Annotated in this window: 21 protein-coding genes; 13 read left to right on the top strand and 8 right to left on the bottom strand. The window is 67.7% G+C overall.

The genetic code is table 11. The features are described 5' to 3' along the window. Positions 1-13: 13 nt before the first annotated feature. A complete protein-coding gene (gene argE / locus ACAM55_RS22820) occupies positions 14-1,180 on the bottom strand; it encodes an acetylornithine deacetylase (protein WP_369653705.1) in 1,167 nt (388 codons plus the stop codon). A gap of 99 nt (positions 1,181-1,279) precedes the next feature. Between argE and ACAM55_RS22815 the strand changes: the two genes are divergently transcribed. The 3 genes from ACAM55_RS22815 (at position 1,280) to ACAM55_RS22805 (ending at position 4,834) form a co-directional block, all read left to right on the top strand. After that, positions 1,280-2,473 (top strand): glycerophosphodiester phosphodiesterase, encoded by a 1,194-nt coding sequence (locus tag ACAM55_RS22815; RefSeq protein WP_369653704.1) that lies wholly within the window; start codon positions 1,280-1,282, stop codon positions 2,471-2,473. A 67-nt stretch (positions 2,474-2,540) separates the two neighbouring features. After that, positions 2,541-3,743 (top strand): M20 aminoacylase family protein, encoded by a 1,203-nt coding sequence (locus tag ACAM55_RS22810; RefSeq protein ID WP_369653703.1) that lies wholly within the window; start codon positions 2,541-2,543, stop codon positions 3,741-3,743. Then, the gene (locus ACAM55_RS22805) at positions 3,740-4,834 is read left to right on the top strand and encodes a M14 family metallopeptidase (RefSeq protein ID WP_369653702.1); all 1,095 of its coding nucleotides are present in this window, start codon (positions 3,740-3,742) and stop codon (positions 4,832-4,834) included. The genes ACAM55_RS22810 and ACAM55_RS22805 overlap by 4 nt, the downstream gene beginning before the upstream one ends. 16 nt (positions 4,835-4,850) lie before the next feature. Here the strand turns inward: ACAM55_RS22805 and ACAM55_RS22800 are convergent, their stop codons facing one another. Next, the gene (locus ACAM55_RS22800) at positions 4,851-5,975 is read right to left on the bottom strand and encodes an ABC transporter substrate-binding protein (protein WP_369653701.1); all 1,125 of its coding nucleotides are present in this window, start codon (positions 5,973-5,975) and stop codon (positions 4,851-4,853) included. A gap of 58 nt (positions 5,976-6,033) precedes the next feature. Here ACAM55_RS22800 and ACAM55_RS22795 point away from each other — a divergent pair, with 58 nt between their 5' ends. The 4 genes from ACAM55_RS22795 to ACAM55_RS22780 all read left to right on the top strand — a co-directional run bounded on the left by ACAM55_RS22795 (position 6,034) and on the right by ACAM55_RS22780 (position 10,897). Continuing rightward, a complete protein-coding gene (locus ACAM55_RS22795) occupies positions 6,034-8,121 on the top strand; it encodes a molybdopterin-dependent oxidoreductase (protein WP_369653700.1) in 2,088 nt (695 codons plus the stop codon). A 38-nt stretch (positions 8,122-8,159) separates the two neighbouring features. Beyond that, complete coding sequence (locus ACAM55_RS22790; RefSeq protein WP_369656461.1) at positions 8,160-9,242, top strand: aminopeptidase; 1,083 nt, start codon at positions 8,160-8,162, stop codon at positions 9,240-9,242. Further along, entirely contained in the window at positions 9,235-9,549 is a 315-nt protein-coding gene (locus ACAM55_RS22785; RefSeq protein WP_369653699.1) for a polyhydroxyalkanoic acid system family protein, read from the top strand. Before ACAM55_RS22790 ends, ACAM55_RS22785 begins: the two co-directional genes overlap by 8 nt. 100 nt (positions 9,550-9,649) lie before the next feature. Beyond that, on the top strand, positions 9,650-10,897 hold the full coding sequence (locus ACAM55_RS22780; protein ID WP_369653698.1) for a CaiB/BaiF CoA transferase family protein: 1,248 nt from the start codon (positions 9,650-9,652) through the stop codon (positions 10,895-10,897). 19 nt (positions 10,898-10,916) lie between these two features. On the opposite strand, the gene ACAM55_RS22775 is transcribed toward ACAM55_RS22780, so the two are convergent. From ACAM55_RS22775 to ACAM55_RS22750, 6 genes are all read right to left on the bottom strand, one after another. Continuing rightward, positions 10,917-11,174, bottom strand: a complete 258-nt coding sequence (locus tag ACAM55_RS22775; RefSeq protein ID WP_369653697.1) for an acyl-CoA-binding protein — start codon at positions 11,172-11,174, stop codon at positions 10,917-10,919. A gap of 90 nt (positions 11,175-11,264) precedes the next feature. Beyond that, positions 11,265-12,101, bottom strand: a complete 837-nt coding sequence (locus tag ACAM55_RS22770) for a hypothetical protein (protein WP_369653696.1) — start codon at positions 12,099-12,101, stop codon at positions 11,265-11,267. A 3-nt stretch (positions 12,102-12,104) separates the two neighbouring features. Further along, the gene (locus ACAM55_RS22765) at positions 12,105-12,815 is read right to left on the bottom strand and encodes a TetR/AcrR family transcriptional regulator (protein ID WP_369653695.1); all 711 of its coding nucleotides are present in this window, start codon (positions 12,813-12,815) and stop codon (positions 12,105-12,107) included. Between the two features lie 125 nt (positions 12,816-12,940). Continuing rightward, on the bottom strand, positions 12,941-13,453 hold the full coding sequence (locus tag ACAM55_RS22760; protein ID WP_369653694.1) for a phasin family protein: 513 nt from the start codon (positions 13,451-13,453) through the stop codon (positions 12,941-12,943). A 183-nt stretch (positions 13,454-13,636) separates the two neighbouring features. Next, the gene (locus ACAM55_RS22755; RefSeq protein ID WP_369653693.1) at positions 13,637-14,080 is read right to left on the bottom strand and encodes an acyl-CoA thioesterase; all 444 of its coding nucleotides are present in this window, start codon (positions 14,078-14,080) and stop codon (positions 13,637-13,639) included. Positions 14,081-14,175: 95 nt separating this feature from the next. Next, complete coding sequence (locus ACAM55_RS22750) at positions 14,176-15,072, bottom strand: LysR family transcriptional regulator (protein ID WP_369653692.1); 897 nt, start codon at positions 15,070-15,072, stop codon at positions 14,176-14,178. A 136-nt stretch (positions 15,073-15,208) separates the two neighbouring features. Between ACAM55_RS22750 and gtdA the strand changes: the two genes are divergently transcribed. From gtdA to ACAM55_RS22720, 6 genes are all read left to right on the top strand, one after another. Further along, entirely contained in the window at positions 15,209-16,294 is a 1,086-nt protein-coding gene (gene gtdA, locus ACAM55_RS22745) for a gentisate 1,2-dioxygenase (RefSeq protein ID WP_369653691.1), read from the top strand. Between the two features lie 70 nt (positions 16,295-16,364). Next, positions 16,365-17,069 (top strand): fumarylacetoacetate hydrolase family protein, encoded by a 705-nt coding sequence (locus tag ACAM55_RS22740; RefSeq protein WP_369653690.1) that lies wholly within the window; start codon positions 16,365-16,367, stop codon positions 17,067-17,069. A 24-nt stretch (positions 17,070-17,093) separates the two neighbouring features. Continuing rightward, entirely contained in the window at positions 17,094-18,347 is a 1,254-nt protein-coding gene (locus ACAM55_RS22735) for a 3-hydroxybenzoate 6-monooxygenase (protein WP_369653689.1), read from the top strand. Positions 18,348-18,407: 60 nt separating this feature from the next. Beyond that, a complete protein-coding gene (locus ACAM55_RS22730; RefSeq protein WP_369653688.1) occupies positions 18,408-19,391 on the top strand; it encodes a Bug family tripartite tricarboxylate transporter substrate binding protein in 984 nt (327 codons plus the stop codon). Positions 19,392-19,439: 48 nt separating this feature from the next. Further along, positions 19,440-20,417: a Bug family tripartite tricarboxylate transporter substrate binding protein gene (locus ACAM55_RS22725; protein WP_369653687.1), complete on the top strand. Its 978-nt coding sequence runs from the start codon at positions 19,440-19,442 to the stop codon at positions 20,415-20,417. Beyond that, positions 20,417-21,778 (top strand): FAD-dependent oxidoreductase, encoded by a 1,362-nt coding sequence (locus tag ACAM55_RS22720; protein ID WP_369653686.1) that lies wholly within the window; start codon positions 20,417-20,419, stop codon positions 21,776-21,778. The genes ACAM55_RS22725 and ACAM55_RS22720 overlap by 1 nt, the downstream gene beginning before the upstream one ends. The last annotated feature ends 50 nt before the right edge of the window (positions 21,779-21,828 follow it).

Below are 21,828 nucleotides of genomic sequence, written 5' to 3'. Positions count from 1 at the left end.
ATTGCAGCCATCGTCAGCCGATCTTGGGCGTCGACGCGAGGCGCTCCATGAACAGCTCGCAGCGCCCCAGCTGCTCGAGGCTCACGAACTCGTCGGGCTGGTGCGCCTGGTTGATGCTGCCAGGGCCGCACACCACGGTGGGGATGCCGGCGTTCTTGAACAGGCCCGCCTCGGTGCCGAAAGCCACCAGCGTGGTGCGCTCTTCACCCGAAAGGCGCTGCGCGAGCTGCGTGACCGGATCGCCCGCCGCGCCGAGGAAGCTCGGAATCTCGCAGATGGTCTCGAAGCGAAAGCCCGCGTCGGGCGCCACCTTCTTCATCGACGCTTCGAGGCTGCCGGCATAGGAGACGACCTCTTCCTGCATCTTCTTGGCGTCGGCGGTCGGCAGGTCGCGGAATTCGTAGCGGAACTCGGCGTCGCGCGGCACCACGTTGTCGGCGATGCCGCCGTGGAACTGGCCCACGCTCGCGGTGCTGAAGGGCACGTCGAAGCCATCGTAGCGCGGCTCGCTGCGCTCGAAGTCTTCGGCCATGTCGCGCACCTTGCCGACCACGCGCGCGGCCATCTCGATGGCGTTGACCGAGTGCGGCGTGAGCGACGAATGCGCCTCCTTGCCGCGCACGCAGCAGCGGTAGCGGTACACGCCCTTGTGCGCGATGGCCGGCACCATGCTGGTGGGCTCGCCCACGATGCAGGCGATGGGCTTGATGCCGGCATCGCGCATGTCGGCAATGAGTTCCTTCACGCCGAAGCAGCCGATCTCCTCTTCATAGCTGAAGGCGAAATGCACCGCGAAGGGCGAATCGCTTTCCAGAAAACGCCTGGCATTGGACAGCGCAATCGCGATGAAGCTCTTCATGTCGGCCGAGCCGCGCCCATAGAGGCGCTCGTCCTGCACCGTGGCGGAGAGCGGATCGACGCTCCAGTCTTGACCGTCCCAGGGCACCGTGTCGGTGTGGCCCGAAATGATGACGCCGGCCGGCTTGCCTTCGCCGAGCGTGGCAAACAGGTTGGCCTTGGTGCGTTCGGCGTTGTAGGTGATGCGGCTCTTCACGCCCAGGGCGGCCAGGTGGCTTTGCGCGAGGTCGATCAGCTGGAGGTTGCTGTTTGCGCTGACGGTGTTCATGCGCACCAGCGTCTGGGCCAGCGCGAGGCTTTGAGGGGAAAGCGTATGGGGCATGCAACAGATTGTCCAAGAAGTCGGTGCCCCGCGCCGATGAGCGCCCAAGCTGTCATGCGGAGCGGGTACCCTGCGCCTCTTTTGGATGGAGAAAAGACGATGCGCAGCCTTCCTTTCGCCCTCGCCGCGACCGCCGCCCTTGGCCTGGCCGCCTGCGGCACCACCGGCCCCGGTTCGTCCAACAAGCTGCTGACGCTCGACGGCCAGCCGCCGCTGGTCATTGCGCACCGCGGCGCTTCCGGATACCTGCCGGAGCAGACGCTCGAAGCCTATGCGCGCGCCATCGAGCTCGGCGCCGACGTGATCGAGATGGACCTGGTCTCCACCAAGGACGGCGTGCTCATCGCGCGGCACGACCCCAACCTGGGCATCAGCACCGACGTGGCCAAGCACCCCCGCTTCGCCTCGCGCAAGAAGACCATCAAGGTCGACGGCGAAACCCAGACCGGCTGGTTCAGCAACGACTTCACGCTGGCCGAGATCAAGACGCTGGGCGGCATTTCCACCGACGCCGAGCGGCCGCAGGAGTTCAATGGCAAGTTCAAGGTCGTGACCTTCCAGGAGATCATCGATTTCGCCAAGGCCAAGTCGAAGGAAACCGGCCGCACCATCGCGATCTACCCGGAGACCAAGAACCCGACCTACTTCCGCGAGCTCGGGCTGCCGATGGAAGACAAGGTCATCGCGGCCGTCAACGCCGCCGGCTGGAACAGCAAGACCGCGCCCATCTACGTGCAGTCCTTCGAGCCGGGCAGCCTCAAGTACATGAAGAGCAAGGGCCTGAACACCCGGCTCATCCAGCTCATCGACGGCGACAGCGTCGACCTGAAGACCGGCGCCGTGACCTTTGCCGTGCCGAGCGACCGCCCCTACGACTGGACCAAGGCCGGCGACAAGCGCAATTTCGACGCCATGGTCACGCCCGCCGGCCTGGCCGAGATCAAGACCTATGCCGACGGCATCGGCCCGTGGAAGCGCTATATCGTGAGCGTCAAGGGCACCATCGGCGCCGACGGCAAGCCGGTGGACGTCAACAAGGACGGCAAGATCAACGACGCCGACGCCACCTCCGTCGCGCCCACCACGCTCGTTGCCGATGCGCACAAGGCGGGGCTGTTCGTGCATCCGTTTACCTTCCGCAACGAGTCGCGCCGGCTCGCGGCCGACTATGGCAACGACGGCAAGAACGAGTACGCGGTGTATTACAGGCTCGGCGTGGACGGGGTGTTCACCGACTTCACCGACACCGCGCTGGCTGCGCGCGCCGACTACTTGAAGAGCATCGGCCGCTGAGCAGGGCCTGGGGATTTGCATGGCACGGCCTTTGCGGGTCACTCCGCAAAGCCTAGACTGTGCCCCCATGAAACTCATCGATTCACTCGTCACGCAGGCGGCCGGCATCGCCGCCGTCCGACGTGACCTTCATGCCCATCCCGAACTCTGCTTCGAAGAAGTCCGCACCGCCGACGTGGTGGCAGGCAAGCTCACCGAGTGGGGCATACCCATTCACCGCGGCCTGGGCACCACCGGCGTGGTCGGCATCGTCAAGAACGGCACCAGCAGCCGCGCCGTCGGCCTGCGCGCCGACATGGACGCGCTGCCCGTCACCGAACTCAACACCTTCGCCCACGCCAGCAAGCACCACGGCAAAATGCACGCCTGCGGGCACGACGGCCACACCGCCATGTTGCTGGCCGCGGCGCAGCACCTGTCGAAGCACCGCAATTTCGATGGCACGGTCTACCTGATCTTCCAGCCGGCCGAAGAGGGCGGCGGCGGCGCCCGCGAAATGATCAAGGAAGGCCTCTTCGAGCATTTCCCCATGGACGCCGTGTTCGGCATGCACAACTGGCCGGGCATGAAGGCCGGCCAGTTCGCGGTGAGCCCCGGCCCGGTGATGGCCTCGGGCAACAAGTTCTACGTGAACGTCATTGGCAAGGGCGGCCATGCCGCGCTGCCGCAGACCGGCATCGACCCGGTGCCTATCGCCTGCGAGATCGTGCAGGCGTTCCAGACCATTCTCACGCGCAAGATGAAGCCGACCGACTCGGCCGTGATCTCGGTCACCACCATCCATGCCGGTGAAATCAACAACGTGATCCCCGACAACTGCGAGATGACGGGCACGGTGCGCACCTTCTCCATCGAAGTGCTCGACATGATCGAGTCGCGCATGAAGCTGATCGCCGAGCACATCTGCGCCGCGCATGGCGCGACCTGCGACTTCCGCTTCGAGCGCTACTACCCGCCCACCATCAACACCGAGGCCGAAGCCAACTTTGCGCGCGGCGTGATGGGCGAAATCGTCGGCGCCGAGAACGTGCTGCGGCAGGAAGCCGCCATGACCTCGGAAGACTTCGCCTTCATGCTGCAGGCCAAGCCCGGTGCCTATGCCTTCATCGGCAACGGCGACGGCTCGCACCGCGACGTGCACCACGGCGAAGGGCCGTGCACGCTGCACAACGCGAGCTACGACTTCAATGACGACCTGATTCCACTGGGCGCCACCTGCTGGGTGCAATTGGCCGAGCAGTTCCTGAAACCCGGGGGGACGGCGCCTTGATCGGCATCGGCGAGGCGTTTTCGCCCCGCTACGCGCAGGCGCGCCAGAAGTTCCTGCGGGCCTGCGTGAGTGCCGGCCTCGTGGTCGAGCCGCATGCGCATCCGGGCAAGGGACAGGACGGCGAGGAACTCTCGATGGACGTGGCGCTCGACGGCGCTGCCAATGCCGGGCGCCTGCTGATCGTCTCCAGCGCCTGCCACGGCGTCGAAGGCCATTGCGGCAGCGGCGTGCAGGTGTTTGCGCTGCACGATGCCGAATGGCGCGAGAAGGCGCGCGCCAGGGGTGTGGCGGTGCTCTATGTGCACGCGCTCAATCCGCACGGCTTTTCGTTCGGGCGGCGCGTCACGCAGGAAGGCGTCGACCTGAACCGCAATTTCGTCGATTTCTCGAAGCCGCTCCATGCCAACGAGGCCTATGCCAAGCTGCATCCGCTGCTCGTGCCCCAGACCTGGCCGCCCACGGCGGAAAACCAGGCGGCCCTGGAGAAATGGATCGACAAGCACGGCGCCGCCGCATTCCAGGCCGCCGTGAGTGGCGGGCAATACCAGTTCGGCGACGGACTGTTCTTTGGCGGCCAGGCCGAGACCTGGGGCAACAAGACGCTGCGCAACGTGCTGCGCCGCCATGCGGGCGGCGCCCGCCGGCTGGGCTGGATCGACCTGCACACCGGGCTCGGCCCGAACGGCATCGGCGAGCGCATCTTCGCCGGCAAGGACGACAAGGCGGCCTATGCCCGCGCCAACGATTGGTGGGGCACGCCCGCGGCGCCGGTCACCTCGACCTACGATGGCTCCTCCACCTCGGCCCCGTTGCGTGGACTGATGTGCGAAGCGGTGTACCAGGAGTGTCCGGCGGCCGAGTACACCGGCATTGCGCTCGAGTACGGCACGCTGCCCATGCTGGATGTGCTGAACGCCCTGCGCGCCGACCACTGGCTGCACAAGCACCCCGAGGCACCGGCCGATCTGGCCGACGGCATCCGCGCGCGCATGCGCGAGGCCTTCTACACGGACAGCGACGCCTGGCGCGGCCAGGTCGTCAGCCAGGCCCGCCAGGCCATGTTCCAGGCCGTGGACGGCCTGGGCGCCTGAAGCCGGCGGGGCCGGATCAGGTCCTGACCCTGCCGTCGGCCGTGATCATCGACAGTTCAACGAACTTCGATGCGACGTGGTTCTTGGCCGAGTACGACACCTCGAAGCCGCCGAACTGCTGGCGGTCGATGCTTTCGAGCCCCGCGATGAGGCTGTCGCGCGTGAGCTTGCCCGGCGCGCGGCGCAGGCCTTCGGCCAGCACCTTGGCGGCAAGGTAGCCTTCCATGCTCGAGAAGTTGGCGCTTGCGGCGGCACCAGCCTTTTTCACTGCGTCGCTGAATTCGCGCGTGATCGCGTTGGCCGGGTTGTAGGGCGAGGGCACCACCTGCGTCACCATCACGCCCGCGCCCTCCTTGCCGAGTTCGTCGGCCAGCGCCTGGGTGCCCACGAAGGACACGTTGAAGAACGTGCCGCCGTAGCCCGCCTTGCGTGCCTGGCGGATGAAGGCGGCACATGCCTTGTAGGCGCCCACCTGGACCACCGCGTCGGGCTTTGCGGCCACGATGCTTTTCACCGCCGCCGCCACGTCGACCGAATTGCGTTCCACCGTGGCCAGCGCCACCGGCTTGAGGTCCTGCTGCGAAAGAGCCAGGGTCACGCCGTCGAGCCCTGCCTTGCCGTAGGCGTCGTTCTGGTAGAAGACCGCGATCTTCTTCAGGTGGAGGTGGGTGAGCTGCTTCACGATGAGCGCGGTCTCGTCGTTGTACGAGGCGCGCAGGTGGAACACGTTCTTGTGGAACGGTTCGCGCAGCGACATCGCACCCGTGAACGGCGCGATGAAAGGCACCTTGTCCTTCACCGCCAGCGGCAGCGCGGCCAGGCTGGTGGGCGTGCCGATGTAGCCGAAGAGCGCGAACACGTCCTCTTCGATCAGCTTTTGCGTGTTGGCGGCGCAGCGGTCGGGCTCGTAGCCGTCGTCCAGGTTCTTGATGACCACGGCGCGCCGGCCGGACTGCGCGTTGTACTGGTCCAGGAACAGCTTGGCGCCCTGGTGAAACTGGATGCCGAGCTGCGCGGCAGGCCCGGTGAAAGGGGCCGACTGGCCCAGGACGAGCGGCGTTTCGCCCTGTGCCCTGGCCAGCTGGAAGCCGCCCAGCGCCGCCGCGCCCGCGGCAACGGAAAAATGTCTGCGATTCATCATGGTGAAAACCTCTTCTGCGCGCTGGCGCGCCAAACCTGGAAAACTTTAGACTTGCCGGATGGTCGATGCCCCGGTCTCTACAACAGCTGTTCTCCCCACCTCAACTTCCACGGTCCTGGGCGCCTGTCCACATGACTGCCCGGATACCTGCGCCCTTGTCACCACCGTCCAGGACGGCGTGGCCGTGAAGCTGCAGGGCAATCCGGCCCATTCGCACACGGCTGGCGTTCTTTGCACCAAGGTCTCGCGCTACATCGAACGCAACGAGCATGCCGAGCGGCTCGTCCAGCCCCTGAAACGGTCCGGCCCCAAGGGCAGCGGCCAGTTCGAGCCGGTGAGCTGGGAGGCCGCGCTTGACGACATCGCCGCTCATCTTCGCGCATTGCGGACAAATCCAGACACAATTGTGCCTTACAGTTACGCCGGCACCATGGGTTTGGTCCAGGGCGAGTCGATGGACCGTCGTTTTTTCCACAAGCTGGGGGCCACGCTGCTGGACCGCACGATCTGCTCCATGGCGGGCGGCGAGGCCATGGTCTACACGCTGGGCGCCAAGGTCGGCATGCGGATCGAATTCTTCGCCGAGGCGAAGCTGATCCTGATCTGGGGCAGCAACTCCATTGCCAGCAACCTGCATTTCTGGCGCCATGCGCAGGCCGCCAAGCGTGCCGGCGCACGTCTGGTGTGCATCGATCCGCGCAAGACCGAAACCGCCGACAAGTGCGACGAGCACATTGCCCTGCTGCCCGGCACCGACGCCGCGCTGGCCCTGGCGCTGATGCACGAACTCATCGTGCACGACTGGCTCGACCACGACTACATCGCCAACCACACGCTGGGCTGGGAACAGCTTCGGGAGCGCGCGCTGCAGTGGCCGCCTTCGCGCGCCGCCGCCGTGTGCGGCGTGCCCGAGGCGCAGATCGTGGCGTTGGCAGAGGCCTACGGCACCACCAGGCCGGCCGCGATACGGCTGAACTACGGCATGCAGCGCGTGCGCGGCGGCGGCAACGCGGCGCGCGCCATCGCCTGCCTGCCCGCGCTGGTGGGCGCCTGGCGCGACCGCGCCGGCGGGCTCCTGCTGAGCAGCTCGGGCCACTTTCCGGCCGACCGCGCCGCGCTGCAGCGCCCCGACCTGCTCGCGGGCCGCCAGCCGCGCACCGTGAACATGAGCACCATCGGCGATGCGCTGCTCGACGAGGCCAAGCCGGTGAAGGCCATCGTGGTCTACAACAGCAACCCGGTCGCGGTGGCGCCCGAATCGGGCAAGGTGGTGGCGGGCTTCGCGCGCGAAGACCTCTTTACCGTGGTGCTGGAGCAGTTCCGCACCGACACCGCCGACTACGCCGACTACCTGCTGCCCGCCACCACCCAGCTCGAGCACTGGGACATCCACTGCAGCTACGGCCACACCGACGTGCTGCTGAACCGCCCCGCGGTGGCACCGCGCGGCGAGGCGCGCAGCAACGCCTGGGTATTTCGCGAACTCGCGCGCCGCATGGGCTTCGACGAGCCCTGCTTCTCGGACGACGACGAGACGCTGTGCCGCAGCGCGTTTGCGCCGGGCGTGATCGACTACGGGCAGTTGCTGGCGCAGGGCTTCACCAGCCTGAAGCTCCCGGAAGCGCCTTTTGCCGACGGCAAGTTTCCGACGCCCTCGGGCCGCTGCGAATTCTTCAGCGCGCGCCTGCAGGCGCAAGGCATGGACGGGCTGCCCGACCATGTGCCCAACTACGAAGCGGCGGGCAGCTCCGCCGAGTTCCCGCTGGCCATGATCTCGCCGCCGGCGCGCAACTTTCTCAATTCGACGTTCGTCAACGTGACGAGCCTGCGCGCCATCGAAGGCGAGCCGCTGCTCGAGATCCACGAGGTCGACGCGGCCGCGCGCGGCATCGAGAACGGCGCCACCGTGCGCGTCTTCAACCACCGGGGCGAGCACCGGTGCCGCGCCGAAGTCTCGCGCCGCGCGCGGCCCGGCGTGGTGCACGGCATGGGCATCTGGTGGCGCAAGCTCGGCATGGACGGCACCAACGTCAACCAGCTCACCAGCCAGCGCCTGACCGACATCGGCCGCGGCCCGACCTTCTACGACTGCCTGGTGCAGGTCGAGCGTCTCGCTCCTTCGCCCGCGGGGGGCGGGTTGGGGTGAGGGCCGCGCCCGCATTCACCGCGGCCGCCGCGCTGCTGATGCTCGGCGGCTGCGCCGACCTGGGCTACTACTGGCAATCGGCCAGCGGCCACATCGGCCTCATGCGGGCTGCAAAACCGGTGCCCGAATGGCTCGCGGACCCGGCTGTTTCCGAGCCGCTCAAGGCCAAGCTCGAACTCGCGCAGCGCATCCGGCGGTTCGCCGTCGCCGAACTCGCCCTGCCCGACAACCCCAGCTACAAGTCGTATGCCGATCTGCACCGCCCCGCGGCGGTGTGGAACGTGGTGGCCGCGCCGCCGTATTCGCTCACGCTCAAGAACTGGTGCTTCCCCGTGGCGGGTTGCGTGGGCTACCGCGGCTACTACGACGAGGCCGCGGCCAGGGCCGAAGCCGAGGCGCAGCGCGCCAAGGGCATGGAAACGGCCGTGTACCCCGTACCGGCGTATTCCACGCTGGGCTGGATGAACTGGGCCGGCGGCGATCCGCTGCTTTCCACCTTCATCGGCTATCCCGAGGGCGAGCTGGCCCGCATCGTGTTTCACGAACTCGCGCACCAGGTGCTCTACGTGCCCGGCGACACGGTCTTCAACGAGTCGTATGCCACCGCGGTGGAGCGCATCGGCGGGGCGATGTGGCTGCAGCGCGAGGCCAGCGACACGGCGCGCAGCGAGTACGCGCGCTTCGACGCGCAGCGCCGGCAGTTCCGCGCACTGGCGCTCGATACGCGCCGCGCGCTGAACCGGGCGTACGAATCCACGGAAGCGAAGGCGGGCGAGCGGGCTGCGGTCGACGCCATGAAGAAAGCAGCCATGGACGATTTCCGCGAACGCTACGCCAGGCTTCGCGCAGAATGGCAAGGTCCGCGCCAGGGCGCCTACGATGGCTGGGTGGCCCGCGCCAACAACGCGGCCTTCGCGGCCCAGGGCGCCTACGACGACCTGGTTCCGGGCTTCGAGGCGCTGTTCGAACGCGAGAGCCGCAACTGGCCGCGCTTCTACAAGGAGGTTCGCCGCATCGCCGCATTGCCCACGGCCGATGAGCGGCGAAACGCATTGCAAGCGGCCACCGGAATCCAGCAGACGAATTCAAGCCACGGCAACAACGGAGATCACGGTGCCTGACATCCTTATCGAACGAAATCACGCGCTGGGCATTGCCAGCGCCCGCGAGGTCGCGCGCCAGTGGATCCAGCAGGTGGAGCAGGACTACGGCCTGGAATGCACGTACACCGAGGGCAAGGACCGCGACCTGGCGCAGTTCAGCCGCGCGGGCATCGACGGCACGGTGGAGGTCACGGCCCACACCTTCAAGCTGGAGGCGACGCTGGGTTTTCTGTTCGCGAGCTTCAGCCAGCAGATCGAGCAGAAGATCTCGCGCAACCTCGATGCGCTGCTCGAAGCCCCCAGCGGCGGCACGCGCTTCGCCTGAGCGGCTTCGGACGATGGTGTAGCCGCCATCCACCGGCAGCGCCGCGCCGCTGATCATCGTTCCACGAAGGGCCGGCGCCGGCGCGGCACACTCTGGCGCCATGACGAACACCTCTTCTTCCCCTGCCGCGCCTGCCGCCGCGGGTCCGCTCGCCGGCCTCAAGGTCATCGAGCTCGGGCAATTGATCGCCGGTCCCTTTGCGGCACGCACGCTGGCCGATTTCGGCGCCGAGGTGATCAAGATCGAGCCGCCCGGCGCCGGCGATCCGCTGCGTACCTGGCGGCTGCTCAAGGACGGCACCTCGGTCTGGTGGCAGGTGCAGTCGCGCAACAAGCGTTCGCTCGCGCTCGACCTGCGCCAGGCCGAAGCACAGGCCATCGTGCGGCAGTTGGCGGCCGAGGCCGACGTGCTGGTCGAGAACTTCCGCCCCGGCGCGATGGAGGGCTGGGGCCTCGGCCCCGACGAGCTGCTGGCCGCCAACCCCGCGCTCGTGATGCTGCGCATCAGCGGCTACGGTCAGACCGGCCCCTACCGCGACCGGCCGGGCTTCGGCGTGGTGGCCGAGGCCATGGGCGGGCTGCGCCACCTCACAGGCGAGCCCGGCCGCGTGCCGGTGCGCGTGGGCGTGTCGATCGGCGACACGCTGGCATCGCTGCATGGCGTGATCGGCGTGCTGATGGCGATGCAGCACCGCCATGCCACGGTCAGCGCCGACCACCCGAAGGGCAGGGGCCAGGTGGTCGACGTGGCGCTCTACGAGGCCGTCTTCAACTGCATGGAAAGCCTGCTGCCCGAATACGGAGCGTTCGGTGCGGTGCGCGAGGCGGCCGGCAGCGCGCTGCCCGGCATTGCGCCCACCAACGCCTACCGCTGCGCCGACGGCGGCTATGCCATCGTGGCGGGCAACGGCGACAGCATCTTTCGCCGGTTGATGGCATGCATCGGGCGGCCCGACCTCGCGGCCGATCCCGCGCTGGCCGGCAACGCGGGGAGGGTGGCGCAGGTGGAAATGCTCGATGCCGCCATCGGCGACTGGGCTTCCGAGCGAACGGTGGAAGAGGTGCTCGCTGCTCTAGCCGCCGCCCACGTGCCGGCCGGGCGCATCTACACCATCGCTGATATTGCCTCCGACCCGCACTATGCCGCGCGCGGCATGCTGCAACAGGTACCGATGGCCGACGGCAGCGCGCTCGCGGTGCCCGGCTTCGTGCCCAAGCTCTCGCTCACGCCGGCCAGCCACAGGCACAACGCACCCGCACTGGGCGCGGACACCGATGCCGTGCTGAAGGAGATCGGCCTCAGCACCGAGCAGATCGCCGCGCTGCACGCGCGCGGGATCGTCGGCTGAGCGGTCGAATCGGTGGGGGTCAGCCTCGCAGCGATTCGATCAGGTCGATGTATTTCTGCTTGGCTTCGTCGGCATTCAAGCCCTTTTGAGCGGTCCACGCGTCCCACTTGGCGCGCGCGACGATGTCGCTGAAGCTGGGCTTCTTGGCGGTGTTGTCACCCTCGGTGGCCTGCTTGAAGAGACCGTAGATCTTGAGCAGCGTCGGGTTGTCGGGGCGCTCGGCCAGCAGCTTGGAATTGGCCTGGGCGGTTTCGAATTGGGCGTTGAGGTCGGACATGGCGGTCAAAAGGAATTGAAAAGCGGACGGTACGCATCTTAAAGGGCGTGGTACCCGGCAGTACCGGCGGCGTCCCGCGAGGAGACGGCCTCAGTCCGACAATCCCGCCCGCGCCAGCTCCACGTCGAGCCGTTCCTTCGCATCCACGGGCAGGAGTGCCGCGGCTTTTTCGTACAGCTGCGTGGCCTCGCGCAGGTGCGCGTCGCCGTGCAGCATGAGCAGCGCGCGGGCGTATTCCATCAGCGCGCTGGGCGAGTGGGGGTGCAGCTCGAGCCCGCGCTCGAACAGCTCCACCGACATCTCGGCGCGCACGCCGTACGTCATGCGGCCGACCAGCGCGCCCACCTTGTCGATCACCTCGGCATGGAAGGCGGCCAGGGCGATGTGCGCGTCGGCATGGTCCGGCTGCAGTTCGATCACCTGTTCGAGTGCGCCCTTGAGCTTGCTGCCGAGGCCCTGCGCCAGCGCGCGCGCCACGCTGATTCCCTGGCTGTAGCGGCCGAGCGCGTAGGCCTGCCAGTAGAGCGCGTGGCAGTTCCCGGGATCGGATGCAACCTGCGCGCCGGCGCGCTCGATGACCTGGCGGAACATCGAAAGCCGGACCGATTCGCGCGGCTCCAGGTAGTTGGCATAGATGGCGGTGGCCTGGTTGGCCAGCACCAGGCCTTCTGCGCCGTGCAACAGGCCGAGCGCGGCGGCGCGCTGGAATTCGCCGTTGTGGTACAGCACCCAGCCCTCGGCCAGCGGGTGTCCCTCGGCCGGCGGCGGTACGGCGTGGCCGGCGTGCAGGCGGGGCCAATGCGCAAGCAGGCTCTGCGTGTCGTAGCGCGGCACATCGGCATAGGGCAGCGGTGTCCAGGGGTCCGCTGTCGTGGCAACCGGACTGGCGGACATCAGCGAGAGCGGCTTGAAGTCTGGATGGGGCATGGTCTAGGACTGGGCTGCCAGATCGACTGGCGCGGCTGGAGGCGGCGCGCTGTCCGAATCATCGCCACTGTAGGCATGGCTCAGTGTCAGCAAATGCCGCCGCTGTTCAGGGCCGAGGTAGGGCGCGAGCAGGTGCAGCGTGTGCTGGCCACCCCGCATCAGAGCACCCTGGGCATGGGCAGGTTCCAGCGCCTCGCGCGGATTGCGCACATATTCGTAGCTGAGCCAGTAGGTCAGCACCACCACCATGCTCTGGGCGAGCGTGTCGACCTCGTGGGCATCGATCTCCAGGTGCCCGGCCCGGCTCAACCCCGCGATGAGCACGCGGATGGCGCGCGCCTTGTTCTTGAGCACGAGCTGGAACTGCGTTTCGAGATGCCGGTTCTTGCTCAGCAGGTCGTTCAGGTCGCGGTAGAGAAAGCGATAGCGCCAGATCAGCTCGAACAGGCTGTGCATGAAGAACCAGGCATCTTCCACATCGTGCACGCCTTCGCTCGCATGCAGGAGCTCGTTGAGCTCGGCCTCATAGCCTTCGTAGAGCTTGTTGATCAGCTCTTCCTTGGCGGGGTAGTGGTAGTAGAGATTGCCGGGACTGATGTTGAGCTCGCCCGCCACGAGCGTGGTGGAGACGTTCGGCTCGCCGAAGCGGTTGAACAGCTCCAGTGCGGCTTCGAGAATGCGTTGCGCTGTGCGGCGTGGCGCCTTCTTGGCCATGTCAGTCCCCGTTTGTCTTTTGAGGACACTCTAGCGTATGTGCACCGCGCCACAAACCGGGCAGGGCCATGATTTTGCGGCGGCACCGTTGTGCGCCGCCGCAAAAAGGAAGCTCGAGGCGGCGGTCAGCCGGCCTTGGTGCTGCGCCGAACGGTCTTCTTGGCGGCCGCCCCCGCCGACGCGGGCGCCGCGCGGCGCCCGGCCGTCTTGCGGCTCGCGGTGCGTGCCGCGGGGGTCGAGCTCTTGCCCTGCATGCGCTGCATTTCGGCCTCTAGGGCCGCCACCCGCGCCTGCAGCGCGGCATGGTCCGCGGCCGAAGGCAGGCCGAGCTTCTCGAGGGCGCGCGCCACGCGCTCTTCGAAGATGTTCTCGAGCTTGCCCCACTGGCCTGCGGCCTTGGTGCCGAATTCGCTCGCGAAGCCGGCCATGCGCGTTTGCGCCTGGGCCAGCGTTTCTTCGGCGGCTGCCTGGGTTTTCTTCTGCATGCCGGCGCCGTCTTTCACCAGTGCCTCGAAAGCCTTGCTGCCTTCCTGCTGCATCTTGGCGAAGGCGCCGAGCCCCGCCAGCCAGATCTGCTGCGCGGAATCCTTGATGCGGTCGGAGCCCTTGTTGCCGTGATCGTCGTCCTGGGTAGCCATGCGAATGTTCCTGTGAAAACTATCGAGCTACTTTAGCCGCTGGGCATCCTCCCCGTTAGAGCTTCACGTCTACCGGCGAGTCCCTTCGTGAAACACCGCGGAACCGGCTTTGCCGGGCCGCTGGTGTTGCCCCCGGAGGGGGTCGGCGAAGCGACACGAAGTGCGCGAAGACTGGGGGAGGGCTTATTTTCCGGCGGCGCGGCTTGCGTCCAAGTGGGTCTTGGCCCGTTCGGCCAGCGCCATTTCACCTGGCGTGCCGGGCACGAAGGGCTGCACCGGCAAGGGCCGCCCGTGCGAATCGACCGAGACGAAGACGATCAGGCATTCGGTGGTCTTGTCCATCGTGCCGCCCTTCATGTCGCCGCTGCGCACCTCGACCGAGATGTTCATGCTGGTGGTGCCGGTGTAGGCCAGCCGGGCCTCGACCTCGACCAGGTCGCCGATCATGATCGGGTGGTGAAAGCGGATGCTGCCGATGAAGGCCGTCACGCAATAACGCTTGGCCCAGCTGGTGGCGCAGGCGTAGCCGGCTTCGTCGATCCATTTCATGACGGTGCCGCCATGGACCTTTCCGCCGAAGTTGACGGTGCTGGGCTCGGCCAGAAAACGAAGGGTGATGGAAGACATGCGCCGCCTTTTCCGTGGGCTGATGGGTGGGGACCTCAATTATGCGAGCGACCGGCCCCTGGGCGGCTCGCCGCCGGTCGCCATGGCACGCACGTTCAGCCGCCGCCGAACAGTTCCGCCAGGGTGAGCCGGAGCCAGGCGTTGCCGGCGTCGGCATGGAAGCGCTCGTGCCAGTGCTGCTTGACGGCGTAGGCCGGCAGCTCGAAGGGCGGCTCCAGCAGCTTCACCGGTTCCTGCGTGGCCAGCACCTTGCCGAGGATGCTGGGCACGATCACGATGAGTTCGGTCTGGGCCACGATGCGCGCCACGCTCAGGAAGCTCGAAAGACTGGTCACCACGTTGCGCTTCAACCCCAACCGGGCAATGGTCTTGTCGACGATGGCGTGGCCCGTGCCCGACGACGCCACCACCGCGTGCGCCTCGGCCTCGAAGCGCTTGCGCGTGAGCCGTTCGCCGATGCGCGGATGGTTGCGCGCCGCCAGGCAGACGAAGTCCTGCATGAAGAGCGTCTGCTGGTAGAAGCCCGCGTCCAGCTGCGGCATGAAGCCGACGGCCAGGTCGACCGCGCCGTCCTCGAGCCGGCGCGCGCTCTCGGTGGAAATGATTTCGGTCTCGATGCGCACTCCCGGCGCCGCATGCCGCAGGTGGCCGAGCAGGCCCGGCAGCAGCACCACTTCGCTGATGTCGGTCATGCAGATGCGAAAGCTGCGTGCTGCGGTGGCGGGGTCGAAGCTGGCGCGCCCGCCTTTGGCCCGGTTCAGCCGGTCGAGGATGTCGAGGACCAGCGGCTGGATCTGCCGTGCGTAGGGCGTGGGCTCCATGCCGCGCGAAGTGCGAACGAACAGCTTGTCGCCGAAATGCGCGCGCAACCGGGCCAGCGCGGTGCTGGCCGCCGACTGCGCAATGCCGAGCCGCTCGGCCGCGCTCGACACGTTGGCGGTCTTGTAGACCTCGTCGAAAACCCGCAGCCATTCGAGATCGAGCTGGGCCATGAAACAACTCCTTTGCCGCCACCATTATCAAGAAATAAGATCGAGGCTATTTCCTTGGCCCCGTTGCGCCAATAGTAGTGCCGGTGGAAGATCGCCGTTTCCCGGAGACAACGGCCACGCGAAGGCCGTAACCGCCATGAATCCCACTGCCAAGAAATCCGCCGCCACGTCGCCCGCCAACGCTGCGGAGCGCCGCGGCTATTACGAGCGCATCCGCCCGCTCCACCTCACGCCGCTGTGGGAGTCGCTGCATGCGCTGGTGCCGCGCGAGCCCGCCACGCCCTGTGTGCCGGCGCTCTGGCGCTACGACGAAATCCGGCCGCTGCTGATGGAGTCGGCGGACCTCATCACCGCCGAGGAAGCGGTGCGCCGCGTGCTGGTGCTGGAGAACCCCGCGCTGCCCGGCAACTCGTCGATCACGCAGTCGATCTACGCCGGCCTGCAGCTCATCATGCCGGGCGAGGTGGCGCCCTCGCACCGCCACGTGCAGTCGGCACTGCGCTTCATCGTCGACGGCAAGGGGGCCTACACCACGGTGGGCGGCGAGCGCACCACCATGTACCCGGGCGACTTCATCATCACGCCGTCGTGGGCTTGGCATGACCACGGCAACGAGGGCGTCGGCGGCACGGCGGAGCCGGTGGTCTGGCTCGACGGGCTGGACATTCCGATGCTGCGCTTCTTCGATGCCGGCTTTGCCGAGAACGACGACGCCAAGGTGCAGCATGTGGCCCGCCCCGAGGGCAACAGCCTCGCGCGCTTCGGCCACAACATGGTGCCGGTGCGCCACGACCACGTGTCGGCCACCTCGCCGATCTTCAACTACCCCTACGCCCGCAGCCGCGAGGCGCTGGCCCTGCTGCAGAAGCAGGAAGCGCCCGATGCCTGGCTCGGCCACAAGCTGCGCTACATCAACCCGCTGACGGGCGGCGCGCCGATGCCCACCATCGGCACCCAGCTGCAGCTGCTGCCCAAGGGCTTCGCGGGCAAGACGCATCGCGCCACCGACGGCACCGTCTACAGCGTGGTCGAAGGCCGCGGCAGCGCCGACATCGCCGGTCAACGCTTCCAGTTCGGCCCGCGCGACACCTTCGTCGTGCCTTCCTGGGCGCCGCTGCGCCTCTCGGCTGCCGGCGAAGACGTGGTGCTCTTCAGCTTCTCCGATCGTCCCGTGCAGCAGGCGATGGGCATCCTGCGCGAAGCCTTTCTCGAAGACGCCTGAGAGCCGGCCGGACTTTTTTCTTTTCTTGCCTTGCATTGACCATGTGCCGCCGCGCGCGGCAGGAGCCTTCATGTCCTTCGTCTTCACGCCTCCTTCCATCGTCGGCCTGCCCATTGCCGGTTCGAGCGACCTGTTCCCGGTGCGCCGGGTCTACTGCGTGGGCCGCAACTACGCGGCGCATGCGCGCGAGATGGGCTTCGACCCCGACCGCGAGCCGCCGTTCTTCTTCTGCAAGCCCAACGACGGCGCCTCGGTGGTGCCCGTGGCCGAAGGTGAAACCGGCGCCCTTCCGTACCCGCCGCTCACGAGCAACTACCACTACGAAGCCGAACTCGTCGTGGCCATCGGCAAGGGCGGCAAGGACATCGCGGTGGAGCAGGCGGCCAGCCACATCCACGGCTATGCCGTGGGCCTGGACATGACGCGCCGCGACCTGCAGATGAAGATGCGCGAGCAGGGCCGCCCGTGGGAAATCGGCAAGGCCTTCGATTTCTCGGCGCCCATCGCGCCGCTCTGCACCTTCGCCGACGTGGGCGAGATCAATGCCGGCGCCATCACGCTCGAGGTCGACGGCCAGGTGCGCCAGAGCAGCGACATCACGCACCTGATCTGGTCCGTCAACGAGGTGATCGCCAATCTCTCGACGCTCTTCACGCTGCAGCCCGGTGACCTGATCTTCACGGGCACGCCCGAGGGCGTGGGCGCGGTGAAGCCCGGCCAGACCCTCAAGGTGAGCATCGACAAGCTGCCCTCGCTCACCGTTCGTATCGACTGACCGAGCCCTGCGCAAAGGCCCACGATGAGCACAACCCCCCCGAGAAATCCTCCCACCGTGCTGCTCGTCGGCGGCGGCATCGGCGGCATGGCCGCCGCGCTGGCGCTGGCGCGCCTCGGTGTTTCCATCGACCTGCTGGAGCAGAGCGCCACCATCGGCGAGATCGGCGCCGGACTTCAGCTCGGCCCCAATGCCTTCGCGGCGCTCGACGCATTGGGCGTGGGCGACGCGGTGCGCCGGAGCTCGGTCTTTACCGACCGGCTCGTGATGATGGATGCGGTCGATTGCGGCGAAGTGGCCTCGGTGCCGGTGGGCGAGGCCTTTCGCGCACGCTTCGGGAATCCCTACGCGGTGAGCCACCGTGCCGACCTGCACGGTGCCATCCACGACGCCGTGAAGCAGCATCCGCTGATCCGCTTCCACACCTCGGCGCAGGTCGAGTCCATCGACATCGGCAAAGGCGGAACGCAGGGCGTGGTCGCCACCACGCGCGACGGTCGGCGCTTCAAGGCCGACGCCATCGTGGGCTGCGACGGCGTGAAATCGGTCGTGCGCGCCAGGCTCGTGGGCGACGAGGCGCGCGTCTCGGGCCACGTGGTGTACCGCGCGGTGGTGCCCGTGGCCGACATGCCGGCCGACCTGCGCTGGAACGCACCCGTGGTCTGGGCCGGCCCCAACTGCCACCTGGTGCACTACCCGCTGCGCCATGGCGAGCAATACAACCTGGTCGTCACCTTCCACAGCCGCGAGCAGGAAGAGTGGGGCGTTTCCGAGGGCAGCAGGGAGGAAGTGCTTTCCTACTTCGAAGGCGTGCATGCGCGCCCGCGCCAGTTGCTCGACCGGCCCACGTCGTGGCGCCGCTGGAGCACGGCCGACCGCGATCCGGTGGAGCGCTGGAGCGACGGTCCGGCCACTCTGCTTGGCGACGCGGCGCATCCGATGATGCAGTACCTCGCACAAGGCGCCTGCATGGCCCTTGAAGACGCGGTGACGCTGGGCGCCGCGGTGCAGGCCTGCAATTTCGACATGCCGGCCGCCTTCAAGCTCTACGAGGCCGCGCGCATTCCGCGCACCGCCCGCGTGGTGCTTTCGGTGCGCGAGATGGGGCGGCTCTATCACGCCAAGGGCGTGGAGCGGCTGGTGCGCAACAGCCTCTGGGCAGGCCGCACGCCCGAACGCTTCTACGATGCGGTCGGATGGCTCTATGCCTGGCGGCCCGAGCATTGCCTGGAAGATGCGCGACGGGGCCGCTCGGACGCCGTGCTTTCGCCGCACTGAATCGAGCGGATTGCTTCCATCATCACCATTCGAGGCCACAGGCCCAGGAGACAAAGGATCATGAACCACAACATCTCGCGTGCGCTGTTGACGGGGCTCATCGCCCTTTCGGCCAGCGCTGCCGTCCTGGCGCAGGCCAGCGACTTTCCGAACAAGCCGGTGACCCTGGTCACGCCCTTTGCCGCCGGCAGCGGACCCGACGCGGTGCTGCGGCTGGTGTCCGACAAGCTCTCGCGCCTGTGGAACCAGCGTGTGGTGATCGATAACAAGCCCGGCGGCGGCGGCTTCATCGCCATCGACCAGGCACGGCGCGCCGCACCCGATGGCTACACGCTGCTGCAGCTCGACAGCGAGCACATCGCGGCGCTGCCGCACCTGTACAAGTCGCGCAATTTCGTGACGCTGCAGCACTTCGACCCCGTGGCCTCGCTGTTTCGCACACCGTTCTTCGTGGCGGTGTCCAGCGAGTCGAAGTGGAAGAACATGAGCGACCTGATCGCCGACGCCAAGGCCCATCCCGAAGCCATCGTCTATGGCTCGTGGGGCGTGGGCAGCCCGGGCCACCTGGGCGCGCAGCAGCTCGAGGCGCTCACGGGCATCCGCATGCGGCATGCGCCCTACCGCGAGGTGTCGCAGCTGTTCTCCAACGTGGGTACGGGCGATGTGCCGTGGAGCTTTGCGAGCATTCCGTCGAGCCAGGGCATCTACAAGGCCGGCAAGCTGCGCTACCTGGCCATTGCCGCGCCCAGGCGCATTCCGCAGCTGCCGGACGTGCCGACCATGGCCGAAGCCGGCGGGCCGGCCTCGCTCGAGGTGAACTCCTTCGTCTCGCTGCTCGCGCCCAAGGGCGTGCCGGCCGCCGTCAAGGCCAGGATCAACGCCGACGTGGCCAAGGTCATTGCCGACCCCGAGATCCGCGCCCGCTTCGACACCTTCGCGTTCGAGCCGCTCGCCTGGTCGCCCGAGGAGATCGAGCGCAACGCCGAGGCCAAGTCCAAGGTGTATGGCGAACTGGTGCGCCGGGGCAACATCAGCCTCGAATAGGTGCCATCAGTACCATTACGTTTTTTCACAGTCTCTTTTTCACCTTCCATGCACGCATCCAAGAGAGCCCTCCTGATCGCCTGCGGCCTGGCAGCCGCCGCCACGCTGCCGCTGGCGGCCCAGGCGCAGAACAACGCCTGGCCGACCAAGCCGATTCGCCTGCTCGTGGGTTTTCCGGGCGGCTCCACGCCCGACATCGCCGCCCGCACCATCGCCGAGCCGCTGGCCAAGGCGCTCGGCCAGCCGGTCGTGGTGGACAACAAGCCCGGCGCCTCGGGCAACATCGCGGCCGACATGGTGGCCAAGGCCACCGACGACCACACGCTGGGCATCGTGATCAACGGCAACCTCACCTCGTCGAAGATGCTGTACCCGCGGCTGCCCTACGACCCGGCGAAAGATTTCACTTACCTCTCGCTGATTGCCACGGCGCCGCTGGTGCTGGTGGCGCAGAACAACCTGCCTTCGGGCGCCGCCTTCCTCGATGCGGCGCGCAAGGGCGGCGACAAGTGGAACTACGGCTCGGTGGGCGTGGGCTCGGTCGGGCACCTGGGCATGGAACTGCTCAAGAGCCGCGTGGCCGGTTTCAATCCTGAGCACGTGCCCTACCAGGGCAATCCGCAGGTCGTGACCGCGATGCTCGGCGACCAGGTTCAGATGGCCCTCATCCCCCCGGGTGTAGCCATGCCGCAGGTGCGCGCCGGCAAGCTCAAGGCCATCGGCCTCACGGGCGGCCGCAGCGCGCTGGTGCCCGAGCTGCCACCGCTGGCCGACGCCGGCGTGCGCGACTTCTCGCTCGAAGTGTGGGTGGCGCTGCTCGGCCCCGCCAACCTTTCGAAGACGGCGCAGGCCCGCATCAGCCGTGAACTCGAAGTGATCATGAAGCAGCCCGAAGTGCGCCAGAAGCTCTTCGAGCAGGGCTGGCAGGCGGTGGGCACCTCGCCCGACGGCATGCGCCTGCGCGTCAAGGAAGAAGCGGCGATCATGACCAAGATCATCTCGACCCGCGGCATCAAGATCCAGTGATGACAGCCGTCCAGCACAAGACCCTGACCGAGCCGGCGCGCGAGCTGCCGGTGTTCGGCGAATACGACGTGGTGGTGGTCGGCGGCGGCCCCGCGGGCATTGCAGCCGCCGTGAGCGCGGCGCGCCACGGCGCCAACACACTGCTGGTCGAGCGCTACGGCTTTCTCGGCGGCATGGGCACCGCGGGCGGCGTGACCAACTTCGCGGGCCTGTATGGCAAGCGCGACGGCGAGATGACGCTGCTGGTGCGCGGCGTGGCCGACGATCTGCTCGCGCGCATCGATGCGCTGGGCGGCCTCAACAAGCCGCAGGACGGCATGCAGGGCCGCATCCGCGTGCGCTCCTACGACACCTCGGCCTACAAGATCGCGGCCGACCAGTTGCTGCTCGACGCCGGCGTGCACCTGCTGTTCCACGCCTGGGCGGCCGCGGTGATTCGCGACGGCGACCGCATCGCGGCGCTGGTGGTCGAGACCAAGTCGGGCCGGCAGGCGATTCGCGCCAATGCCTTTGTCGATGCCAGCGGCGACGCCGACGTGGCCGCCTTTGCGGGCGTGCCTTTCGAAGTGGGCGACGGCCATGGCAGCGGCCTGTTCCCGACCACGATGTTTCGCGTCGGCCAGGTGGATGCGCAGCCGGCGCTCGCGGCCGTGGGCGAATTCAAGGCCATCAATGATCTGATGGAACGGGTGCAGGCGCAGAAGCCCGGCACCTACAAGTTTCCGCGCGAAGGCGCCATCCTGCGGCCCAACATCGACCCGCGCGAATGGCGTGCCAACGTCACGCAGATCCGCAATGCGGCCGGCCGTGCGATGAACGGTGTCGACGCGCGCGAGCTCACCGAAGGCGAGCTCGAAGGCCGGCGCCAGATTGCCGAGTACTTCAAGTTCATGAAGGCCGAGGTGCCGGGCTTCGCCGAGTCGGCCATTGTCGAGATCGCGCCGCAGGTCGGCATTCGCGAAACGCGCCGCATCGAGGGCCTGTACGCACTCACGGGCGAAGACATCCTGTCGTCGGCCCGCTTCGACGACAGCATCGGCATCAACGCCTGGCCGATGGAAATGCATGCCGACGGCCGCATCGAATGGGCCTTTCCGCGCGACGACAACCGCACCTACAACCAGCTGCCCTGGCGCATGCTGGTGCCACGCCGGGTCGACAACCTGCTGGTGGCCGGCCGCTGCGCCGCCATGACGCACGAAGGCCAGTCGGCCGCGCGCGCGAGCGGCGGCTGCTTTGTCATGGGGCAGGCGGCGGGTACGGCGGCGGCTTCGCTGGGCGACAGCGCGAAGTTCGCGGACGTCGATGCGCCTGCGCTGCAAAAGAAGCTGGTCGCCGACGGCGCCGATCTCGACCGCTGAGCGCGCCACGTGGTGTTGACCGGCCCGCGACAGCCCGCGGGCTCGGCCTT

Origin of the sequence: Variovorax sp. V213 (assembly GCF_041154455.1) — a bacterium.
GTDB lineage: Bacteria > Pseudomonadota > Gammaproteobacteria > Burkholderiales > Burkholderiaceae_C > Variovorax.
The sequence above is the reverse complement of the archived record's forward strand: the minus strand, read 5'-3'. Positions and strand labels throughout refer to the sequence as shown.